The following is a 19087-nucleotide window of genomic DNA, read 5'->3' as shown; positions in this document are numbered from 1 at the left end:
ATTTTTCTTTTACGGGAGTTGTACCTTGAAAATTTCCTGTCCATCCGGGACTTCACTTCTACAATGCGTCTGCATTTCCGAAGTGATCTTGTTGGGGTAGCGCTTGTCGGGGCAACGCCCCTCCATCTGCTATCGCAGACCGCGCTGCCGCTTAAAAGCCCCACTGGGGCTTTCATTGCTGCGCTGCGCTTCGCAAACGCGGTCCCACCCCAAACCCTGCTCATGGTTCGCACCTGATGGTGCGAACAGCAACGGCGTGTCGTGCTTTACATAACTTCACCGAGGAGTTATCGAACAGACAGGAGGTACAATGACCAAAACGAATGTTCAATCGACCCCTAGCAATTCTCAGCACCACGACACGCCGAACAACAAACCAAATAGAGAGCAGACTGTTCTTCTTTCACACACCCATTATATAATTTTCCTGAGTCTGCTTGACGAATATTACGGTTAGTGATATATTTATTACAGTAACCGTAACAAGGAGGCAAACCATGCGCGATAATGCAAAAGGTGGTGCGCTTACAGAAGTCACCTTTTATATTTTGCTTTCTCTTTATACGCCAAAACACGGATACGCTGTTATGCAGTTTATTGAAGAAAAAACAGACGGACGGCTTTCCCTAGGCGCAGGCACTTTATATGGAGCATTAAACTCTTTGCAGGACAAGAAGTGGATTGAACCTTATGGCGATAGTGAGGGAAGAAAAAAAGAATACCACATTACAGCACAGGGAAAAGAAATTGCAGAAAAAGAGCTTGCAAGACTAAACGAACTTGTAAGCATTGCAAGTGAAATTATTGGAGGTGCAGTATGAGTAAAAAATGTTATCGCTTCTTTGGTGGATTGCTAAATGCACAGGCAAAATGGTTAAACAAAATGTCCGAAAAAGGCTATCGACTTGTCCGGACAGGGAGGGTGCTCTATGAATTTGAAGAATGCAGTCCTGATGAAGTGACCTATTGTGTAGAGTTTATCGGAGAAAAATCAAAAGAGAATGCAACGGACTACGCTGATTTTTTGGAGGATATGGGCTACAAGGTATTTTTCAAGAATATCAATCTAAACTATTCTGTCGGAAAAGTTCGATTGCGTCCATGGGCGGAAATGGGCGGTCGTATTGCAACAAACGCAACAACTTTTAACAGGGAACTATTGATTGTAGAAAAATCAAACGACGGAAAGCCTTTTGAACTTCATACTTCTTACGCCGACAAAGAAAAATACTACCGCAATTTGCGTAACCCATGGCTATTCCTGCTGCTCCTATTCGCACTGTTTGCGATTATCAAGCATTCTATTGTCTTGGGTATTTTTTCATTGGTTTCTGCAATTCCCAGCATTCTATACCAGCTCCAAATTATAAATGTCCGACAAAAAGCCAAAACGTGGGAACAATAAATAATAATCAAGAGGGTGACAACAAAAGCTGTCGCCCTCTTGATTGTTATTTATAGAAATCCCGAAATCTCTTTCTCCACCATGCCGCTCCCGTTTGAAAGCAGAGAAGAAGTTCTCGCTTGGATTTGTAAGAACCAGTTGGGGCGGCGCAACCTCACCCCGGAGCAGAAGAAGTTCCTCATTGGAAAGCAGTACAGTGTGGAACATCGAAAGCCCGGTGGAAACGGCAACAATCAGTATACAGCAACCACTCAGGAAGCCGTTCAGGAGGAATTGTGTCAAATTGACACAATTCCTCCCACTGCTACGGAAAACAGCGTCCGCAAGCAGATTGCGGAGCAACACAATGTCAGCGAATCCTATGTTGCCCGTTCTGAAAAGTTCATGCGAGGCGTTCAAATCATGGATCAGATGATACCCGGTATGCAGGAGAAAATCTTGTCCGGGCAGTTCAAAGTCCGTGATGCCGATATGCACCGTCTTGCCAGGGCAGATTTTCCGAATCGCAAGCAGATCGTGCACGAGATTCTGCATCCGGAGGACCGCTCTGCTCCGCAGAAACGAATCTACGGAATCAACTATTCTGCACTGGAAGCTGCCGTCCGGCGCATCCAGCAAGATGTTGATTTCCTGATGAAGTATCTCCCCAAGGTGCCTGATGATGCCTATGTGAAAGTGGAGACTACGAAGATTCTCAAACAGCACAAGGCGTATATGGCACAGTTTGAAGAAATGCTGAACGATGAAAAAGTCGCATAACGACAGGCACTTATAAGCCATCAACGAGCCACCAGCCGCAAGTGCAGGGCGGAAAGCATCCGCGCCCTTGCGCCTGATAAAAAATGGAACTTTGATTTTCTTGCCTGGCTTTGCCACGGTGGGACGATCAAAGGAGCGTGCGTTTGAACAAAAAGAAAAAGTCCACAAACACTTCCCCTTATTCCGATGAAGCCATCGAACGTCTGGCACGGGCATTCTACCCGGCCACCCTTGCCTGCTGGAACAGCGAGGAAGGTCAACGGTCACTTGTCGGGGCAAGGCCCCTCCATCTTGCTTGCGCAAGACCGTTCGGTCGCTTAAAAGCCCCACTGGGGCTTTCATTGCTCCGCTGCGCTGCGCAAACGCGAGCTTGCCGCGTGGCAGGCGGAACAGGCCCATCACACCCCCAGCAAAGAAAAACAGAGCGTTCCCGACGGGGAACGCCCTGCTGTACATATCGTTATCGTCTGTGGTCTTTGGCAGGGCGCGTCCGGGTGGACGCGCCCTGTTTTTTATTTTGTCCTTAATCTTCTAACCCATGGTTTCCGGCCACCGGCCTGTATGATTTGCTACAGGTCGGTGGCCGGTTCTGTTATTTTTCGATTTCTTCCAATGTAGGCATGGCAGGGATAGCACCGTGGCGGCTGGTGGTGATGCTGGCAGCTTTATTAGCAAAGACCAGAATGCTTTCCAGCTTGTCCACGGTCAGGGTATTCAGCTCCTCCTTGCAGAGCTTGGACAGGGCAGCCCCAAAGAAGGTATCGCCTGCGCCGTTGGTATCGCCCACCTTGCAGGGGACGCCAGCCACATGGCCAGTTTTCTCCCCAAAGCGGTAGAATACGCCGTTTGCACCCAAGGTGACGAAAATCAGCCGGATGCCGTTCTGGGCAAGCTGGGCTGTGCCCTCGGCACAGTCGGTGGTGCCGGTAAGCAGGGGCAGTTCTTCGTCCGAAACCTTCAAAATATCCACCAGCGGCAGGGGGGCTTTCATCTGGGCAATGGCATCCTCTTTGTTCTTCCAGAGGTTCGCCCGGTAATTGGGGTCGTAGGTGATGATTGCTCCCAGCTTTTTTGCGCGGGCAGCAGCATCCAGCGTAGCGGTGCGGGAGGGGTCAGCGGTCAGGCTGACCGAGCCAAAGTGCACGATTTTGGCAGCTTTCAGAGCGCCCTCCGAAATGTCTTCTTTGCTCAGCATCACATCGGCATTGGCGCTGCGGTAGAAGCTGAAATTCCGCTCACCGGTGGCATCCACCGACACGACTGCCATGGTGGTGGGGTGGTCTGCATCCACCGCCATGCCGGAAACGTCTACCTTGTTTTCTGCCAGAACCTCTTTCAGGTAGCGGCCAAAGGCGTCTGCACCCACCTTGCCGATAAAGGCAGTCTGTGCCCCCAGCCGGGCAGCAGCCACCGCCAGATTTGCCGGGGCACCGCCGGGGTTTGCGGCAAACTGCGGGATGCCGCGTTCATCCTTGCCGGTCTGGGTAAGGTCGATCAAAACTTCACCAATCGTTACAATATCCATAGCTGCTCCTTTCAGCGGCGTACTAGCAGCGCCTGATACGGCTCCAGCTCCACATCCGCCAGCCAGACGGAAGCTCCATCTGCGGTTTGATACTCGCCGCCCAGAGCGTCCAGACTGGCTCCTGCCGGGTACTCGGTAAAGTTGAACAGTCCCACCAGCGTTTCCTCGCCGCGCTTGCGTACCAGTGCCAGCACGCCGGGGTTGTGGCTGTCCCATGTAGTCACCCACGCATCCGGGGCAAAGCAGGGGTCTGCCCGCATTTGGCGCAGCTGCTCCATGCCCTGCCACAGCTGGTTTTGCAGCGTGCCCTTTCGGGTGCGCTGCTTTGCGTCCTCCCAGTTGAATTTGCTGCGGTGCAGATTGCGGCTGTCCTCCACACGGTCGGGGTCGTTTTTGTAGTCCCAGCCGTTGCGCTGGGCGATCTCGTCGCCGCAGTTCAGCATGGGGAAGCCCTGCAAGAATGCCATGGCGGTGTGCAGCAGCAGGTCACGCTTCACGGCGTAGTCCAGTGCGATTTTATCGCCCTTTTCCAGTGCCTGCTCCACGCCGCACAGGCTGGCGGTGGTGCCGCAGCTGCGGGCGTCGCCGGTGGCGGGGTCGTAGTTGTACAGCTCGCCTTTTGCCCAGCTTCCGGGGAAGTTGCCCTCGTAGAAGTGGTAGAGATACTCCTTATGCTTCTGCGGGTCAATGCCGAGCCGGTTTTCCACCGCTTCGTCCAGACCCCAGCCGATGTCATCGTGGCAGCGCAGATAGTTCACGAACCAGCAGTTGTCCGGCAGGGCGTGCAGGGCATCCAACTGCGCTTTCAGCAGCCGGGTGTCCCGGCTGGCAAGGGCACCCCACAGGTTGACCATGGTGGACACGTTGTAGAGCGTGTGGCATTCCGGCTTTTCGGGCGTGCCGAAGTAAGCAGCCAGCTCTTTGGGAGCCATGACCACCTCGCCCTTGAGGATGACCGCCGGGCAGACACATTCCAGCACCATGCGGAGCATCCGCACGATGGTGTGCACCTGCGGCAGATTGCGGCAGGTGGTGCCTAGCTGCTTCCAGATATAGGGCACCGCGTCAATGCGGAACACTTCCACACCGAGATTTGCAAGGTGCAGGATACTCTTGGTCATGTCCACGAACACTGCCGGGTTGGCATAGTTCAGATCCCACTGGTAATCGTGGAAGGTGGTCAGCACCCACTTGTGCATCTCCTCGCACCATGTAAAGTTGCCGGGTGCGGTGTTGGGGAACACCTGCGGCACGGTCTGCTCGTACTGGTCGGGGATGGTGCGGTCATCGTAGCAGTGATAATACGCCTGATAGGTTGCATCTCCGGCTTTTGCCGCCATTGCCCAACGGTGGGTGCTGGCGGTGTGGTTCATGACAAAATCCAGACACAGGCTGATGCCGGCTTTCCGCAGTTCACGGGTCAGGTTTTCCAGGTCTTTGTTGGTGCCGAGAGTCGGGTCTACGGTATCGAAATCCTCCACCGCATAGCCGCCATCGTTGTGGGGGTGGGGCATCTGCAACAGGGGCATCAGGTGCAGATAGGTCAGCTTCTGCTCCTTGAGGTAGGTCAGCTTCTTTGCCAGTTCTTTCAGGTTCCCGGCAAAGAGGTCGGTGTACATGGTCATGCCGAACATATTGCCACGCTTGTACCAGTCCGGGTCGGCAGAGCGTGCCTTGTCCAGTGCTTTCAACTCAGCGCTGCGGGCGTTGTAGGCTTGTGCCATCTCACGCTCCAGAACCTCCAGCCCTTCCCGGTTGTGGTACAGTTCCATGAACAGCCATTCCAGCTCGTCCTTATGGCGGGCAAAGCGGGCAGAAAATGCAGTTTGATCCTTCATATCCTTTTATCCTTTTCGAGTCAGATGAAGCTGCACACTGGGGTAATCGCCAAACAGCTGCGGCAGGACAAGCCCCGCATACAGCAGCGTGCTGCCGCTGAACCGCATCCCCTTGTGAATGCCGTCCTCTACGTCGTGGGCATACTGAGAGCCGAAATAGTCGATGCCATCCAGTTCATACACAGCATCTTCTTCCAGCCCACGGAAGCACAGGTGGATGGGCAAGGGATTCGCCTGCGGATGGGTCACCACCAGATTCAGCAGTGCCTCGCTGCCGTCCTCTGCGGCAAACTGCCATGCCGTGAAATATGCGTTTTCTGCCGGGTCGGTCAGCCGGTAATAATCGCCGGTACGGATCAGGTCGTTCAGCCGCTTGAACCGCTTGATCTGATTTTTCACTGCAGTGCACTCGGCGCGCTTTAATTTGCCCAGATCCAGCTCGTAGCCAAAGGTGCCGCTCATTGCCACCACAGCACGGGTGTCGATGGGGGTCGTGCGGCCGGTCTGGTGGTTGGGGCAGGCAGAAACATGAGCACCCATGGTGCAGACCGGATAGCCAAAGGAGGTGCCGTGCTGGATCGTCAACCGTTCAATGGCATCGGTATCATCACTGCACCAGATCTGGGGATAGTAGCACAGCATTCCGGCATCAAAGCGTCCGCCGCCGCCTGCGCAGCCCTCGAACAGCACCTCCGGGAAGCCCTGCGTCAGCCGCTCTGCCAGCGCATAAACGCCCAGCATATAGCGGTGCATGATCTCACCCTGCTGCTCGGCAGGGAAAGCACGGCTGTACACATCGCTCATGCTGCGGTTCATATCCCACTTGATATACTCGATGTGATGCTCCCGCAGCAGCTTGCCGATGGCTTCTGCCAGATAGTCCACCACCTCCGGGCGGGAGAGATCCAGCACCAGCTGGTTGCGCCCCATGGCGGGCTTGCGTCCGGGCAGGGTCAGCGCCCAGTCCGGATGGGTGCGGTACAGCTGGGAGTTCTCGTTGACCATTTCCGGTTCGATCCACAGGCCGAATTTCATGCCCAGTGCATGGATCTGCTCAATCAGTGGGTCCAGTCCGCCGGGCAGCTTTTCGCAGTTCACAGTCCAGTCGCCCAGACCCTGATTGTCATCGTTCCGGGTGCCGAACCAGCCATCGTCCAGCACCATCATCTCCACGCCGAGAGAGGCCGCTTTTTCCGCGATCTTTACGATCTTTTCGGTGTTGAAATCAAAATAGGTGGCCTCCCAGTTGTTGATCAGCACCGGGCGGCGCTTGTCCTTCCATGGGCCGCGGCAGATGTTGCGCCGCAAAAAGCGGTGGTACTGCTGGGAAAGCGGGGTCAGACCCTCTGCCGCAAAGGAGAGGATCACCTCCGGGGTATCAAAGGTTTCGCCCGGCTTCAGGTTCCATGCAAAGCGCTCCTCCTGAATGCCGCTCACTACCCGGACAAGCCCGGTCTGAGAGCGCTCCACGTCCATCTGGTAGCTGCCGGAATAGACCATCATCACCCCGTAACAGGCACCGCTGGTCTCCGTTGCATCCCGCTGGCAGAGGATCAGGAAGGGGTTATTGTGGTGGCTGGAGCTGCCCCGCACCGAAGAAATGGTCTGGATATTGGTGCCCACAGCTTCCCGCTCCAGCTGCCGTTCCATGGCGTGTCTGCCGTGGAAATGCAGCAGATCCCATCTGCCAAAGGGCAGATCCAGACAGGCAGATGCCGCCTTGTCCAGCCGCAGCGGGGTATCTCCGTGGTTTGTCAGCCGCACCGCACGGGTGATGACATCCTGCTGTGCAAACACGCCGTACAGCAGCTCCAGCGTCAGACCGGTGGCCTCGTCCTGCATTCGGACGATCAGGGTCTCGGCATCGTTTTCCTCTGCGTGGGCACAGGGCAGACCGGTCAGGGAGTATTTGCCGGATTCTATTGTATGATCAACATAGGTGAAATCCGCACCGAATGCACCTTTTTCGTCTGCGACTGTCAGACAGGAGATGCGGAAATCACCCACGTTGCAGCCGGTATACTCCTGCGGGAGCAGATCCGGGGAAATGCCCCGGTGGGTGCGGTAAGCGTAGTAATCCGGCGAGAATCCCCGGTCTGTGCGAGGATACAGCTGCATCAGGTCCCCGGTGCCGATGGTTTTGCCGTAGTACAGATGCAGCAGGTGCCCCAGCGCATCCACCTTCATGTGGTAGCTGGTATGGGCGGTCTCCAATACAAAAATGCGGGAGTCAGAATCAAATCGAATGCTCATTAGTTCAACACCTCAAAGAATTATTTCCAACAAAAATGCCGACAGGCAGGCGGTCGTGTCGGAACGGCTACCCGCCTGTCGGCTATGATGAAGGAGAAATGTGAATTGCTTATTTACCGCCGGTCATGGCAATGCCCTGAATAAACTGCTTTTGGAAGATCAGGTACAAAATCACCATGGGGATCATGGCCAGCAGGCTGCCTGCCATCAGCACCGGGAAGTTGGTGGTGTACTGACCGTTCAGGGTAGAAAGGCCGGCAGACAGGGTCATCATGTTCAGATCGGTGTTACAGATCAGCGGCCACATCAGGTCAGCATAAGCGAACACCGCCGTAAAGATGGCCAGTGCCGCCATGCTGGGGCCGGTCAGCGGCAGCATGACCTTGACGAAGGTCTGCCACTTGTTGCAGCCGTCCAGATACGCTGCCTCTGCGATCTCGTTGGGGATGCCCAGATACGCCTGCCGCAGAAAGAAGGTACCGAAGGCGCTGACCAGACCGGGGAACACCAGCGCGAAGATGGAGTTGGTGGCTCCCATCTTTGCCAGCATCTGGTACTGCGGAATAATGAAGATCTGGCTCGGCAGCATCATCTGGATCAGCACCAGACCGAACAGCAGCTTTTTGCAGGGAAATTCCAGCTTGGCAAAGGCATAGCCTGCCATGGAGCTGAACACCACCGCAAAGATCACACGGAACAGGATCAACAGACCCGTATTGACGTAGAGGTTGGTAAAGGGCAGGCTCTGCAATGCCTTGACAAAGCTGTCCAGATTCCAATGGGAGGGCAGGATCTGCGGCGGGATCGCCATAGACTCGGCCTGCGTCTTGAAGCTGGTGAGCACCATCCATACAAAGGGGAAGATCATGCTGATGCTGCCGAGGATCAAGACCAGATAGGTAAAGAACGTTACGACATTCTTTCTGGTTTTCAGACTGGCATTCATAGTTTACACCTCGTAATTGACCCACTTCTTCTGACCGATGAACTGCACCAGGGTGACCAGACCGATCAGCAGCACGGTCCACACCACAATGGCCGATGCGTAGCCCTTATTGCCGGCAACAAAGCTCTCGCGGTAGAACAGGTACATCAGGCTCTGTGCACTGGTCAGCGCAGGGTTCGTCTGCTCCACCATCATGTAGATCAGATCGTAGACCTTCAGGGAAGCCATCAGACGCATAATGAGCACCACAAACAGGGTGGGCGACACCATGGGCAGCGTAATGCTGAAGAACTGGCGGATCTTGGATGCGCCGTCCAGCTCGGCGGCTTCGTACAGGGACTGGGAAATGTTCTGGATGCCGGACAGCAGCAGCACGGCATCGTAGCCGATGGAGCTCCAGATGGAAACGATGGCACAGGTGACCAGAACGATCTTGGGGTCGGTCAGCCAGCGGATGTTCGTGCCAAGGACCTGATTCAGAATGCCGTACTCCGCATTGAAGATCCACTTCCAGACCATTGCTACCGCAGCAGGAGCCACCACCATGGGCAGGAAGAAGATGGCGCGGAAGGCGGTCTTGCCCTTGATCTTTGCGTTCAGCAGCACTGCCACGATCAGCGCCAGAAAAACGCCCACCGGCACAGTGAGGATGCAGAAGTAGATGGAGTTCCAGTTTGCCTTCCAGAATTCCGCATTGCGGAACATTTCAAGGTAGTTTTCCAGACCGCAGAACTGATAGGCTCCAAAGGCTTTCGTCTTGGAAAAACTCATGTAGATGGTCTGGAAGAACGGGATAATATTCAGGATCATCAGACCGAGGATGGTGGGAGCTACCATGACCAGCCCCCAGAAACGCCCATCCCGACCCAGTTTTGATGTGCTTTTCATTTGGTTCCTCCCAAGCTGCATTTTCAGCCCGCACTCGCCTGATCCACAATGTCCTGCATCTTCTGCAGGCCGGTGTCGATATCCTCGGTACCTGCGTAGATCTTCAGCAGCTCATCATTGACCTTGCTCTTCCACTCCGGGCGAGAGGCGTTGTTGACGCTCTGAATGCTGTACTCAAACATCTCAATGAAGCACTGGATATTGATGGGATACTCTGCAAAGCAGCCTGCCCAGGTATCCTCCAGACCCTGATAGGCAGGGATGGCCGCACCGCTTTCACCCTGAATGCGCTGGCCCTCCTCGCTGCCGAAGAACTTCAGGATATCCTTCACGGTGTCCAGATTCTTGTTGCTGGCAGCAGTCGCGTAGCACAGACCGTTGGAGATGGTAGCACGGCCGTCTCCGCTTTCCGGGTCGGGGCACTTGGGCAGAACCGCCACATCCCACTTGCCCACCATTTCGGGGTAGTTCTGCAGCTCGGCAAGGATGTTCCAGTCGCCTTCCAGGAACATTGCGCCCTTCTCGGAGAAGAATGCAGTGCCGGGAGCGGTCTCGGCAAAGTAGGTCTGGTCCGGGCACCAGTCGTTCTGCTGGAGACCGATGTAGAACTTCATTGCCTTTTCGGTGGCAGGCTGGGTAAAGCCCGCCTTAGTCTTGTCCTCGTTCAGGATGTAGCCGCCGGCCTGATACACAAAGTTCCAGTAGCCAAGCTGGTCATCGGCGTATGCCATATAGCCGTACTTGCCGGTGGCAGCGTAGATCTTCTCGGATGCGCTGACCAGATCGTCCCAAGTCCAGTTCTCGTCCGGGTAAGCTACACCGGCAGCATCGAACATCTCCTTGTTATACACCAGACCGACCGTGTCCTTGTCCTTGGGGACTGCATACAGGGTACCGTTGGAGCCCATGGCGTTGGACAGCGAGACCTCCGAGAACTTGTCCTTCTCCACAATGTCGGTGCAGTCTGCCAGAATCCCGTTGTCGGCATACTTCAGCAGCTCGTTGGTGTGCATCCAGAAAATATCCGGCATCTGGTTGCTGGTGGCTGCAGCCTCCAGCTTGGTCCAGTATTCGTTCCAGCTGGTGACCTGCACCTCAATGCTGACCTCCGGGTGCTGCTGGGTGTAGGCGGCACACATCGCCTCCATGCCTTCCTTCTGTGCAACGTCCCAGATCTGGAAGGTCAGTGCCTTCTTGCCGCCGGAAGAACCGTTGCCGCTGCTGCCGCCGCAGGCTGCCAGCATGGATGCGGCGCTCATTGCTGCCATTGCCTTTACGAATTGTCTGCGAGAGATCTTCATTTTTTTCTCCTCCAAAGTCATTATTCCGTAGGGTGATCTTCGTACGGTGTCGCACCGGCCGGGTCGATTTTCTTGCTTTTGTCAGCTCTTACAAAAGCAGCGAGAAAATTTTGTGCATCATCACATTGCACAGTTTCTTTTCTCTTGTTGTGCCATTATTATACTATCTGCCAGTGGTTTCGTAAATGCAAAAATGCGACTTGTTATATCTCAATTTGAAGGAATACTGCGAATTATGTTGAAGTCATAACGCATTTTGGTATATAATAAGAAAAAGCGGACAGGAGGCATCTTGTATGCAAGAATGTACAAAAAGAAACGTATCAACGGAAACAACATTCAGGTTCCATGTGTTTCAGGATGAGCGATTCGTCGATCTCAACTTATACCAATATGGCTGGGAGCAGACAGAGCCTCTGCACTCCTATGGTCCCTATGCCCGCAACCACTATCTGTTCCACTATGTCATCTCCGGCAAAGGGTTGCTGCTTGCAAACGGACAGGAATACGCCATCGAGGGCGGGCATGGTTTTCTGATCACTCCGGGTGAGGTCACTACCTACCGTGCCGATGAACAGGATCCGTGGGAATACACATGGATCGAGTTTGACGGTCTGCGTGCCCACGAAGCCCTGAACCTTGCAGGCATCAGCGGACAGAACCCTGTGTACTCGCCTGCAAGCGCCAAAGCCGGGCAGCTGTTGCAAGAGCAGATGCTCTTCCTTGTAAATCACAGTCAGGACAGCCCCCTGCGTCAGATCGGCTACGGCTTTCTGTTTCTGGATCAGCTTGTACAGTCCTCGGCCTCCCATCAGGCACAAAGTCCCCGCCGCCTGCGGGACTTCTATATGAAAGAGGCTCTGTCCTTCATCGAGCAGCATTACAGCGAAGATATCTCCATCGAGGATATCTCCTCCTTCTGCGGGCTGAACCGCAGCTATTTCAGCAAGGTGTTCCGGGATACCATGGGCGAAAGCCCGCAGGGATTCCTGCTGCACTACCGCATGGCACGGGCGGCACAGCTGCTGACCGAAAGCCGCCTGCCCATCAGCACCATCAGCACCATGGTCAGCTATCCCAATCAGCTTCACTTCTCCCGTGCGTTCAAAAATGTATATGGCATCAGCCCACGGGACTATCGTGCAAAGCATCTTGCACTATAAAAATTGCTCTCATTCTCCGCTATACGTCTTTCGTTTTTTTCAACATATAAAAACGCCCCATTTGTCAGACCGAATCCTGTCGGACAAATGGGGTGCTGTTCATTCAGGGGGGCACTCTGTTTTTTATTTGCGTTTAATCTTCTAACCCATGGCTCCCGGTTACGTTTTTCAAATATTCCTCCGGGTCACCATTCAAAATCAAATCAGCATAGCTCAGCGGGTCATTGTAAATAAGGTAATCCAGCTCCGTCTGCTGCGCCATGGTCACATCCAGCGCATCCTCGACCCCGGTGCAATTGATGGAAATCTTTCTCCCATCCCGGAGGAACAGCAGCTCCACGCAGCCGGCGTCCATGTTGAATTTGCAGGCTCTTGCATCGTACTTCATACTCGTGCCCTTTCTGCCTTACGGCACTCTTACAGTGGTCTGTCGTGCTTTCTTATGATAAGGTCTGGGACGTTTTTCGATGGAAGCAATGGATTCATTCTGTTTTCCGAAAAACACAAAAAATCCGAACCCTTCTCCTATTGGAAAAAAGTTCGGATTTTGTTGTTGTGGTGCACCTCCAGGGACTCGAACCCTGGGCCCACTGATTAAGAGAAACCAACGCGCAACAATCATCAATTTCCGGAATTACGCAAATTCGTCGTTTTTAGCGTTTTGTCGTAAATTAACATTTTGCATCCGCTGCATTCTTTGCACCTGTTGTTTCCTCTTGCATCCGTTATCCAGCCGTTCCGGTGTGCAAAAATGTGCAGAGCCAAAATCAGCCCCTTAAAACAGGTATCGGATTTTTATGCAAAGCCGGGAAATCGGTCGGGTTCGAGCCCAAAATGGCAGCTGCAATCTAGCCTGTTCAGACCGAGCATCAAATGTACATCCACAACTACGATTCATGGCAGGGATTTGGACAACTGCGATCTCTTATAAATCCAAAGCAGCTCTTTCTATGTGGACTTTTCTGGGTGGAAATACCCAGAGGGTTCACTTTTTTTATTTTATCGACAGCGCCTCCATCCGGGCTATACTGCTGTTTTGACATCTATTTGGCAGCAAAACCCTGAAGGATCACGACTCGTTATAAAGCGTGACGGATTTCAGACAAAAGCGCACAAGGCTTGAACAAAGCCGTAAGATCACTTTCTGGAGCGACAAAGACTTATACAATCTTTGTTTCGATTGCAGGACCCTTTTCCCCTCTTAATACTTTTAGCGGTATTATGGCCTTGCAAGAAAGAAATGAGGTGAACAATTATGAGCATTACAAATGCGGCGAGAAGATTTGAACAGAGATTTGACGCAAAAGCGGAGCGCTTTATTTGGCATCATCCGCTACTTGGCTCCATCTCCATCTTTGTTGGAATGCCATTACTGGTTTTGGCGTGTGTCTGTATCAGTACGATCGTTATCGCCTTTCCTATGGCATGGCTTTTGGGTTGGTTGTAATCTTTATTTCATCTTTAAACACACAAAAGATCACTAATGCCATTTTTAGAGGAAAGGTTTTATGATATTGGGGACAGCAAAAAAGGAGGATGAATCTTATGCAAATGCTAATTGCACTCATAGGTGTATGTGCGGCAGCAATGCTGCTGTGGTATGTCTATATTTTAATGAAGGGAGATGATCAGGCATGAGCACCATGATTCAGTATGTTTTATACCTTGCCATTCTGGTCGTTTTGGCAATTCCGCTGGGCGCATACATAAAAAACGTCATGAGCGGCGAGAAAACTTTTTTGTCCAAAGTTCTGACACCGTGCGAAAACCTGATTTACAAGGTTATGCGTGTAGACAGAGAAGAACAGATGACATGGAAAAAATGTGCGGTAAGTGTAATGATTTTTTCCGGTATCGGGCTTGTTTTTCTGTTCCTGCTTCAACTTCTGCAGGGAGTTCTTCCCGGAAACCCGCAGCATCTTTCCGGTGTGAAATGGGATTTGGCATTTAACACTTCTGCAAGTTTCATTACCAATACAAACTGGCAGGCATATTCCGGTGAATCCACATTGAGTTATCTCACTCAGGCTTTAGGTCTGACTGTTCAGAACTTTGTTTCCGCAGCTACAGGTATCGCCGTTCTATTTGCATTGATCCGTGGCTTTATCAAGGTGAAATCCTCCGGGTTGGGAAGCTTTTGGGTGGACTTGACCCGCATCGTGGTTCACATCCTACTCCCGCTGAATCTGGTCATTTCTCTGTTGCTGGTAGGCGGCGGCGTGATCCAGAACCTGAAAAGTGCAGAAACAGTATCCTTTGTAGAACCGATTGCCGTCAGTGCAGAAGGCGAAATCCTTGAGGATGCGGTAATTGACTTAGACACCGAAACCGTCACTGTAGATGGCGAAATCGTTTCGGATGCACAGATCGTCACCGAGCAGTTCGTACCGATGGGTCCTGCGGCCAGCCAGGTCGCAATCAAACAGACCGGCACCAACGGCGGCGGTTATATGGGCGTCAACTCCGCACATCCTTTGGAAAACCCCAATGCCTTTACCAATCTGATCGAAATGATTTCCATTCTGCTGATTCCGGCGGCACTGTGTTTCACATTCGGTTCTGCAGTAAAGAACAAGAAGCAGGGTGTTGCGATCTTTATGGCAATGTTTCTCTGCCTGGTTGTTGCTTTGGGCTGTATCGCCGTCACTGAACAGGTTGGCACCCCCCAGCTTGCACAAAACGGCGCAGTCAATATGTCAATGACCGAACAGGCAGGCGGCAATATGGAGGGCAAGGAGACTCGCTTCGGCATTGCAGGGTCCTCTACATGGGCAGCTTTCACTACAGCAGCCTCCAACGGCGCTGTAAACTCCATGCATGACAGCTACACGCCGCTTGCCGGTATGGTGACTATGCTGCTGATGCAGCTCGGCGAGGTTATTTTCGGCGGCGTGGGCTGCGGCCTTTACGGTATGCTTGCTTTTGCTATTCTGACGGTGTTCATTGCCGGTCTGATGGTAGGCCGTACACCGGAATTCCTTGGCAAGAAAATTGAGCCTTATGAAATGAAATGGTCGGTACTGGTTTGCCTTGCAACACCCATTGCAATTCTGGTCGGCAGTGGCCTTGCCGCCGTAGTACCCTCTGTCATGGATAGCCTGCATAACGGCGGTGCCCACGGTTTCTCTGAAATGCTGTATGCCTACTCATCCTGTGGCGGCAATAACGGCTCTGCCTTTGCCGGTTTCAATGGGAATACCGTATTTCTGAATGTAAGTCTGGGACTGGTGATGCTCTTTGCCCGGTTCCTGCCCATCATCGGCACACTTGCAATCGCAGGCAGCCTGGCTGGGAAAAAGAAAATTGCCACGACTGCGGGCACCTTGTCTACCACAAATGGAATGTTTGTTTTCCTGCTAATCGTTGTGGTATTGCTGATCGGTGCGCTGAGCTTCTTCCCGGCGCTTGCCCTTGGTCCGCTTGCTGAGTTCTTTGGCAGCATTGCGTAAAGGAGATTTACAGATATGCGTACAAAACAGAAAACTGCTTTTGCCGACCGGAAAATGCTCGGCAGGGCAATTAAAGATTCTTTTATGAAATTGAGCCCGAAAACACAGGCAAAAAACCCGGTCATGTTTCTGGTTTTTGCGTCTGCGATCTTGACCAGTATCCTTTGGGTGGTATCCCTGTTCGGGTTAAAAGACGCTCCAAGCGGATATACACTGGCGATTGCCATTATCCTTTGGTTTACCGTGCTATTTGCCAATTTTGCCGAGGCCATTGCAGAAGGTCGTGGTAAAGCACAGGCAGATTCTCTCCGGGCATCCCGAAAGGATGTGGACGCACATAAAATCCCCTCTGTATCGCAGAAGGACAGCGTGACTGTGGTTCAATCCGCCCTGTTGAAAAAAGGGGAACTGGTGATCGTCAAAGCAGGAGAGCAGATTCCGGCAGACGGCGAAGTCATAGAAGGTGCGGCATCTGTGGATGAAAGCGCCATCACCGGCGAATCCGCTCCTGTAATTCGTGAGGCAGGCGGCGACCGCAGCGCTGTGACCGGCGGCACCACTGTACTGTCGGACTGGATCGTTGTCAGAGTGACCAACGAAGCCGGAGAGAGCTTTCTGGACAAGATGATTGCGATGGTAGAAGGTGCTGCCCGGAAAAAGACGCCCAACGAAATTGCTTTGCAGATTTTTCTGGTAGCCTTGTCCATCATCTTTATTTTAGTAACAGTCTCCCTCTACACTTATTCTATTTTTTCTGCAAAGCTGGCGGGAATTGAGAATCCCACCTCTGTAACAACTTTAGTAGCGCTGCTGGTGTGCCTTGCGCCTACTACCATTGGTGCCTTGCTTTCTGCCATCGGTATTGCCGGTATGTCCCGACTGAACCAGGCAAATGTTCTGGCCATGAGTGGTCGTGCCATTGAAGCCGCCGGTGATGTAGACATTCTGATGCTTGACAAAACCGGAACCATCACTCTGGGCAATCGACAGGCATCGGAGTTCATTCCGGTAGATGGTGTTGATATTCAGGAACTGGCGGACGCCGCTCAGCTTTCTTCTCTGGCCGATGAAACCCCCGAAGGCAGAAGCGTTGTCGTGCTGGCCAAGGAACAGTTTGGAATTCGTGGCAGAAGCCTTCAGGACAAGAATATGCATTTTGTCCCATTTACTGCCGTGACTCGTATGAGCGGCGTCGACTTTGACGGCAACGAAATCCGAAAAGGCGCAGCAGATGCCATGCAGAGTTATGTGACCCATGCAGGCGGAATGTATTCTCCGGACTGTGATCAAGTTGTCAAGTCTATTGCGTCCAAGGGCGGCACACCTCTGGTTGTGGCTAAGAACCACAAGATCCTCGGCGTTATCTATCTGAAGGATATTATCAAGCAGGGTGTGAAGGAAAAATTTGCAGATCTGCGGAAAATGGGCATCAAGACCATTATGATCACCGGCGACAATCCGATTACTGCTTCGGCCATTGCTGCCGAGGCCGGTGTGGATGACTTCCTTGCGGAAGCAACGCCGGAGGGAAAGCTGGCAATGATTCGTGATTTTCAGGCCAAGGGTCATTTGGTCGCCATGACAGGCGACGGCACCAACGACGCTCCGGCTTTGGCACAAGCAGATGTTGCAGTTGCCATGAACAGCGGCACACAAGCAGCAAAAGAAGCAGGTAACATGGTGGATCTGGACTCTTCACCCACAAAACTGATCGACATTGTTCGCATCGGCAAACAGCTTTTGATGACACGAGGCAGCCTGACTACCTTCTCCATTGCCAACGATGTGGCAAAATACTTTGCCATTATTCCGGCGCTGTTTATGGGACTTTATCCGGGACTGTCTGCTCTGAATATTATGGGGCTGCATTCCCCGCAAAGCGCTGTCCTCTCTGCGATCATTTATAATGCACTCATCATTATCGCGCTCATTCCGTTGGCACTGAAAGGTGTGAAATACCGTGAGGTCTCTGCTGGAAAGCTGCTGTCACGGAACCTGCTGGTTTATGGTCTGGGCGGTCTGGCGGCTCCCTTTATCTTTGTGAAACTGATCGATGTTCTGCTGGTGTTTACCGGCCTGGTATAAGGGGGAGACAAAATATGAATGCGATAACAAAGAAAACAATCTCGTATTTTGAAGGAATTCTTGGAATGACCTTAGCCGTCCTATGTGCGATTACACTGCGTTTCGCCCTGTGGGAACCGGAATTGCTTCAGAAAATTTTTCTCACAATCTTCGGATAAGGGGGTATCTATCATGAAAACGATAAAAAGTGTACTGCCAAAGGCAGGTATGATCTTTTTAATCTTTACGCTGCTGTGCGGCGTAATCTATACGGGTGTTGTCACAGGAATTGCTCAGCTTATTTTCCCGGATAATGCAAACGGAAGCATCATTGAAGTAGACGGGAAAAAATACGGCTGTGAGCTGCTGGGGCAGCAATATACAGATGAAGCCCATATGTGGGGGCGCATTATGAATATTGATGTTTCAACCTATACGGATGAAAACGGAAAGGCACTGATGTACGCTGCTCCCTCCAACCTCTCTCCGGCAAGCGAGGAGTATGCACAGCTCGTGGCAGAGCGGGTAGAAAAGCTCCGGGCTGCCGATCCGGACATGGACGAAACGGCCATTCCGGTGGACCTGGTTACTTGTTCCGGCAGTGGGCTTGATCCCCATATTTCCCCGGCAGCAGCGGAATATCAGGTAGCACGCATTGCAAAGGCAAATGATATGGTCGAAGATGAAGTGCGTGAGATCATTCAAAACTGCACCGACGGACGATTCCTTGGCATCTTTGGTGAAGAGACTGTCAATGTGCTGGAAGTCAATCTGATGCTGGACGGTATTCTGGAGAAGTGAAATGAACATAGCTAAAATCATGATTCCCAAAATCTCCACTGTATTTCTTTATGAAAAGGATACGATTCGTCAGGGATTGGAACGGTTTATGGTACATGGCTATACCGCTGTCCCGGTACTGAATGATCAGGAACAGTATATTGGAAGCGTGACGGAGGGAGATTTCCTCCGCCACCTTCTTGCTTGCCAGACAACAGACTTGAAAGTACAGGAGGGATACCGACTTGGCAGCATTGTTCGCAGAGATTTTTGCCCTGCGTTACAAATAGATGCAGATTCCGAGCAGGTTGTAACTGCAATGCTGAATCAGAATTTTGTCCCCATCGTTGATGGCCGGAATGCTCTATGCGGGATTCTGACAAGGAAACGGCTGATTGAATTTCTGGCACAAGCTCGTGATAAAAAAGAATAAGTCCTGCATCTTTAGACGATTTTAATGCAGATACGCATTCTCTTTTACCTTCTTTACTCCTTTTGATTTATAATTAAGGGCACATAAAGGGGTATAAAGGAGGATTGCAGGTATGGGGGTTATTACCATAGCCGCACCCTTTGCAATGATTTCCGGTCGGAAGATTTCTTTGATAGGAGGGTTAAAATGGAACTGCCAAGACAAGATCCGGATCAGCTTCTTCATGCGATCCGTAACGATGCATCCACTAAGAAAAGCGGAAAACTCAAAATCTTTTTCGGTT

Annotated in this window: 16 protein-coding genes; 9 read left to right on the top strand and 7 right to left on the bottom strand. The window is 52.3% G+C overall.

Annotated elements, in window-relative coordinates; translation table 11 throughout:
- Positions 1-497 precede the first annotated feature (497 nt).
- Genes DWY95_RS14285 through DWY95_RS14275 form a run of 3 tightly spaced genes read left to right on the top strand, consistent with a single transcriptional unit; the run spans position 498 to position 2164 of the window.
- The gene (locus DWY95_RS14285) at positions 498-821 is read left to right on the top strand and encodes a helix-turn-helix transcriptional regulator (RefSeq protein WP_117530195.1); all 324 of its coding nucleotides are present in this window, start codon (positions 498-500) and stop codon (positions 819-821) included.
- A complete protein-coding gene (locus DWY95_RS14280) occupies positions 818-1405 on the top strand; it encodes a DUF2812 domain-containing protein (RefSeq protein WP_118554025.1) in 588 nt (195 codons plus the stop codon). The genes DWY95_RS14285 and DWY95_RS14280 overlap by 4 nt, the downstream gene beginning before the upstream one ends.
- Before the next feature lie 15 nt (positions 1406-1420).
- Positions 1421-2164 (top strand): hypothetical protein, encoded by a 744-nt coding sequence (locus DWY95_RS14275; protein ID WP_243082802.1) that lies wholly within the window; start codon positions 1421-1423, stop codon positions 2162-2164.
- Positions 2165-2756: 592 nt separating this feature from the next.
- Here DWY95_RS14275 and DWY95_RS14255 read toward each other — a convergent pair.
- The 6 genes from DWY95_RS14255 to DWY95_RS14230 form a co-directional block, all read right to left on the bottom strand.
- Positions 2757-3689 (bottom strand): carbohydrate kinase, encoded by a 933-nt coding sequence (locus tag DWY95_RS14255; protein ID WP_118554024.1) that lies wholly within the window; start codon positions 3687-3689, stop codon positions 2757-2759.
- A gap of 11 nt (positions 3690-3700) precedes the next feature.
- Positions 3701-5527 carry an alpha-amylase family protein gene (locus DWY95_RS14250; RefSeq protein WP_118554023.1) on the bottom strand — a complete coding sequence of 609 codons (1827 nt, stop codon included), beginning with the start codon at positions 5525-5527 and terminating at the stop codon, positions 3701-3703.
- Between the two features lie 6 nt (positions 5528-5533).
- Complete coding sequence (locus DWY95_RS14245) at positions 5534-7780, bottom strand: alpha-galactosidase (RefSeq protein WP_118554022.1); 2247 nt, start codon at positions 7778-7780, stop codon at positions 5534-5536.
- Between the two features lie 109 nt (positions 7781-7889).
- Positions 7890-8726 (bottom strand): carbohydrate ABC transporter permease, encoded by an 837-nt coding sequence (locus DWY95_RS14240; RefSeq protein WP_117506307.1) that lies wholly within the window; start codon positions 8724-8726, stop codon positions 7890-7892.
- 3 nt (positions 8727-8729) lie between these two features.
- The gene (locus DWY95_RS14235) at positions 8730-9614 is read right to left on the bottom strand and encodes a sugar ABC transporter permease (protein ID WP_117534935.1); all 885 of its coding nucleotides are present in this window, start codon (positions 9612-9614) and stop codon (positions 8730-8732) included.
- Between the two features lie 23 nt (positions 9615-9637).
- Positions 9638-10915 carry a sugar ABC transporter substrate-binding protein gene (locus tag DWY95_RS14230; protein ID WP_118554021.1) on the bottom strand — a complete coding sequence of 426 codons (1278 nt, stop codon included), beginning with the start codon at positions 10913-10915 and terminating at the stop codon, positions 9638-9640.
- Positions 10916-11211: 296 nt separating this feature from the next.
- Here DWY95_RS14230 and DWY95_RS14225 point away from each other — a divergent pair, with 296 nt between their 5' ends.
- On the top strand, positions 11212-12078 hold the full coding sequence (locus tag DWY95_RS14225; RefSeq protein ID WP_118554020.1) for an AraC family transcriptional regulator: 867 nt from the start codon (positions 11212-11214) through the stop codon (positions 12076-12078).
- Between the two features lie 133 nt (positions 12079-12211).
- Here the strand turns inward: DWY95_RS14225 and DWY95_RS14220 are convergent, their stop codons facing one another.
- Positions 12212-12466, bottom strand: a complete 255-nt coding sequence (locus DWY95_RS14220) for a DUF6061 family protein (RefSeq protein ID WP_118554019.1) — start codon at positions 12464-12466, stop codon at positions 12212-12214.
- Between the two features lie 867 nt (positions 12467-13333).
- Here DWY95_RS14220 and DWY95_RS14210 point away from each other — a divergent pair.
- The 5 genes from DWY95_RS14210 (at position 13334) to DWY95_RS14190 (ending at position 18804) form a co-directional block, all read left to right on the top strand.
- Positions 13334-13525 carry a hypothetical protein gene (locus DWY95_RS14210; RefSeq protein WP_097771706.1) on the top strand — a complete coding sequence of 64 codons (192 nt, stop codon included), beginning with the start codon at positions 13334-13336 and terminating at the stop codon, positions 13523-13525.
- 187 nt (positions 13526-13712) lie between these two features.
- On the top strand, positions 13713-15527 hold the full coding sequence (gene kdpA, locus DWY95_RS14205; protein ID WP_118554017.1) for a potassium-transporting ATPase subunit KdpA: 1815 nt from the start codon (positions 13713-13715) through the stop codon (positions 15525-15527).
- 15 nt (positions 15528-15542) lie between these two features.
- Complete coding sequence (gene kdpB / locus DWY95_RS14200; RefSeq protein ID WP_118554016.1) at positions 15543-17612, top strand: potassium-transporting ATPase subunit KdpB; 2070 nt, start codon at positions 15543-15545, stop codon at positions 17610-17612.
- Positions 17613-17783: 171 nt separating this feature from the next.
- Positions 17784-18392, top strand: a complete 609-nt coding sequence (kdpC, locus tag DWY95_RS14195) for a potassium-transporting ATPase subunit KdpC (RefSeq protein ID WP_118554015.1) — start codon at positions 17784-17786, stop codon at positions 18390-18392.
- 1 nt (position 18393) lies between these two features.
- Positions 18394-18804, top strand: coding sequence for a CBS domain-containing protein (locus tag DWY95_RS14190; protein WP_097771710.1), 411 nt, complete (start codon positions 18394-18396; stop codon positions 18802-18804).
- Positions 18805-19087 lie beyond the last annotated feature (283 nt).

Source organism: Faecalibacterium sp. AF28-13AC, assembly GCF_003478405.1.
GTDB classification, from domain to species: domain Bacteria; phylum Bacillota; class Clostridia; order Oscillospirales; family Ruminococcaceae; genus Faecalibacterium; species Faecalibacterium prausnitzii_E.
Note: the sequence above shows the minus strand (reverse complement) of the source record. Positions and strands in the feature narration are given on the sequence as shown.

What these genes read in the sequence shown, in the direction of transcription:
- DWY95_RS14255 (WP_118554024.1), bottom strand. Translation starts at nt 3,689, where the DNA reads ATGGATATTGTAACGATTGGTGAAGTTTTGATCGACCTTACCCAGACC.
- kdpA (WP_118554017.1), top strand. Translation starts at nt 13,713, where the DNA reads ATGAGCACCATGATTCAGTATGTTTTATACCTTGCCATTCTGGTCGTT.
- DWY95_RS14280 (WP_118554025.1), top strand. Translation starts at nt 818, where the DNA reads ATGAGTAAAAAATGTTATCGCTTCTTTGGTGGATTGCTAAATGCACAG.
- kdpC (WP_118554015.1), top strand. Translation starts at nt 17,784, where the DNA reads ATGAAAACGATAAAAAGTGTACTGCCAAAGGCAGGTATGATCTTTTTA.
- DWY95_RS14220 (WP_118554019.1), bottom strand. Translation starts at nt 12,466, where the DNA reads ATGAAGTACGATGCAAGAGCCTGCAAATTCAACATGGACGCCGGCTGC.
- DWY95_RS14225 (WP_118554020.1), top strand. Translation starts at nt 11,212, where the DNA reads ATGCAAGAATGTACAAAAAGAAACGTATCAACGGAAACAACATTCAGG.
- kdpB (WP_118554016.1), top strand. Translation starts at nt 15,543, where the DNA reads ATGCGTACAAAACAGAAAACTGCTTTTGCCGACCGGAAAATGCTCGGC.
- DWY95_RS14285 (WP_117530195.1), top strand. Translation starts at nt 498, where the DNA reads ATGCGCGATAATGCAAAAGGTGGTGCGCTTACAGAAGTCACCTTTTAT.
- DWY95_RS14190 (WP_097771710.1), top strand. Translation starts at nt 18,394, where the DNA reads ATGAACATAGCTAAAATCATGATTCCCAAAATCTCCACTGTATTTCTT.
- DWY95_RS14240 (WP_117506307.1), bottom strand. Translation starts at nt 8,726, where the DNA reads ATGAATGCCAGTCTGAAAACCAGAAAGAATGTCGTAACGTTCTTTACC.
- DWY95_RS14245 (WP_118554022.1), bottom strand. Translation starts at nt 7,780, where the DNA reads ATGAGCATTCGATTTGATTCTGACTCCCGCATTTTTGTATTGGAGACC.
- DWY95_RS14235 (WP_117534935.1), bottom strand. Translation starts at nt 9,614, where the DNA reads ATGAAAAGCACATCAAAACTGGGTCGGGATGGGCGTTTCTGGGGGCTG.
- DWY95_RS14250 (WP_118554023.1), bottom strand. Translation starts at nt 5,527, where the DNA reads ATGAAGGATCAAACTGCATTTTCTGCCCGCTTTGCCCGCCATAAGGAC.
- DWY95_RS14210 (WP_097771706.1), top strand. Translation starts at nt 13,334, where the DNA reads ATGAGCATTACAAATGCGGCGAGAAGATTTGAACAGAGATTTGACGCA.
- DWY95_RS14230 (WP_118554021.1), bottom strand. Translation starts at nt 10,915, where the DNA reads ATGAAGATCTCTCGCAGACAATTCGTAAAGGCAATGGCAGCAATGAGC.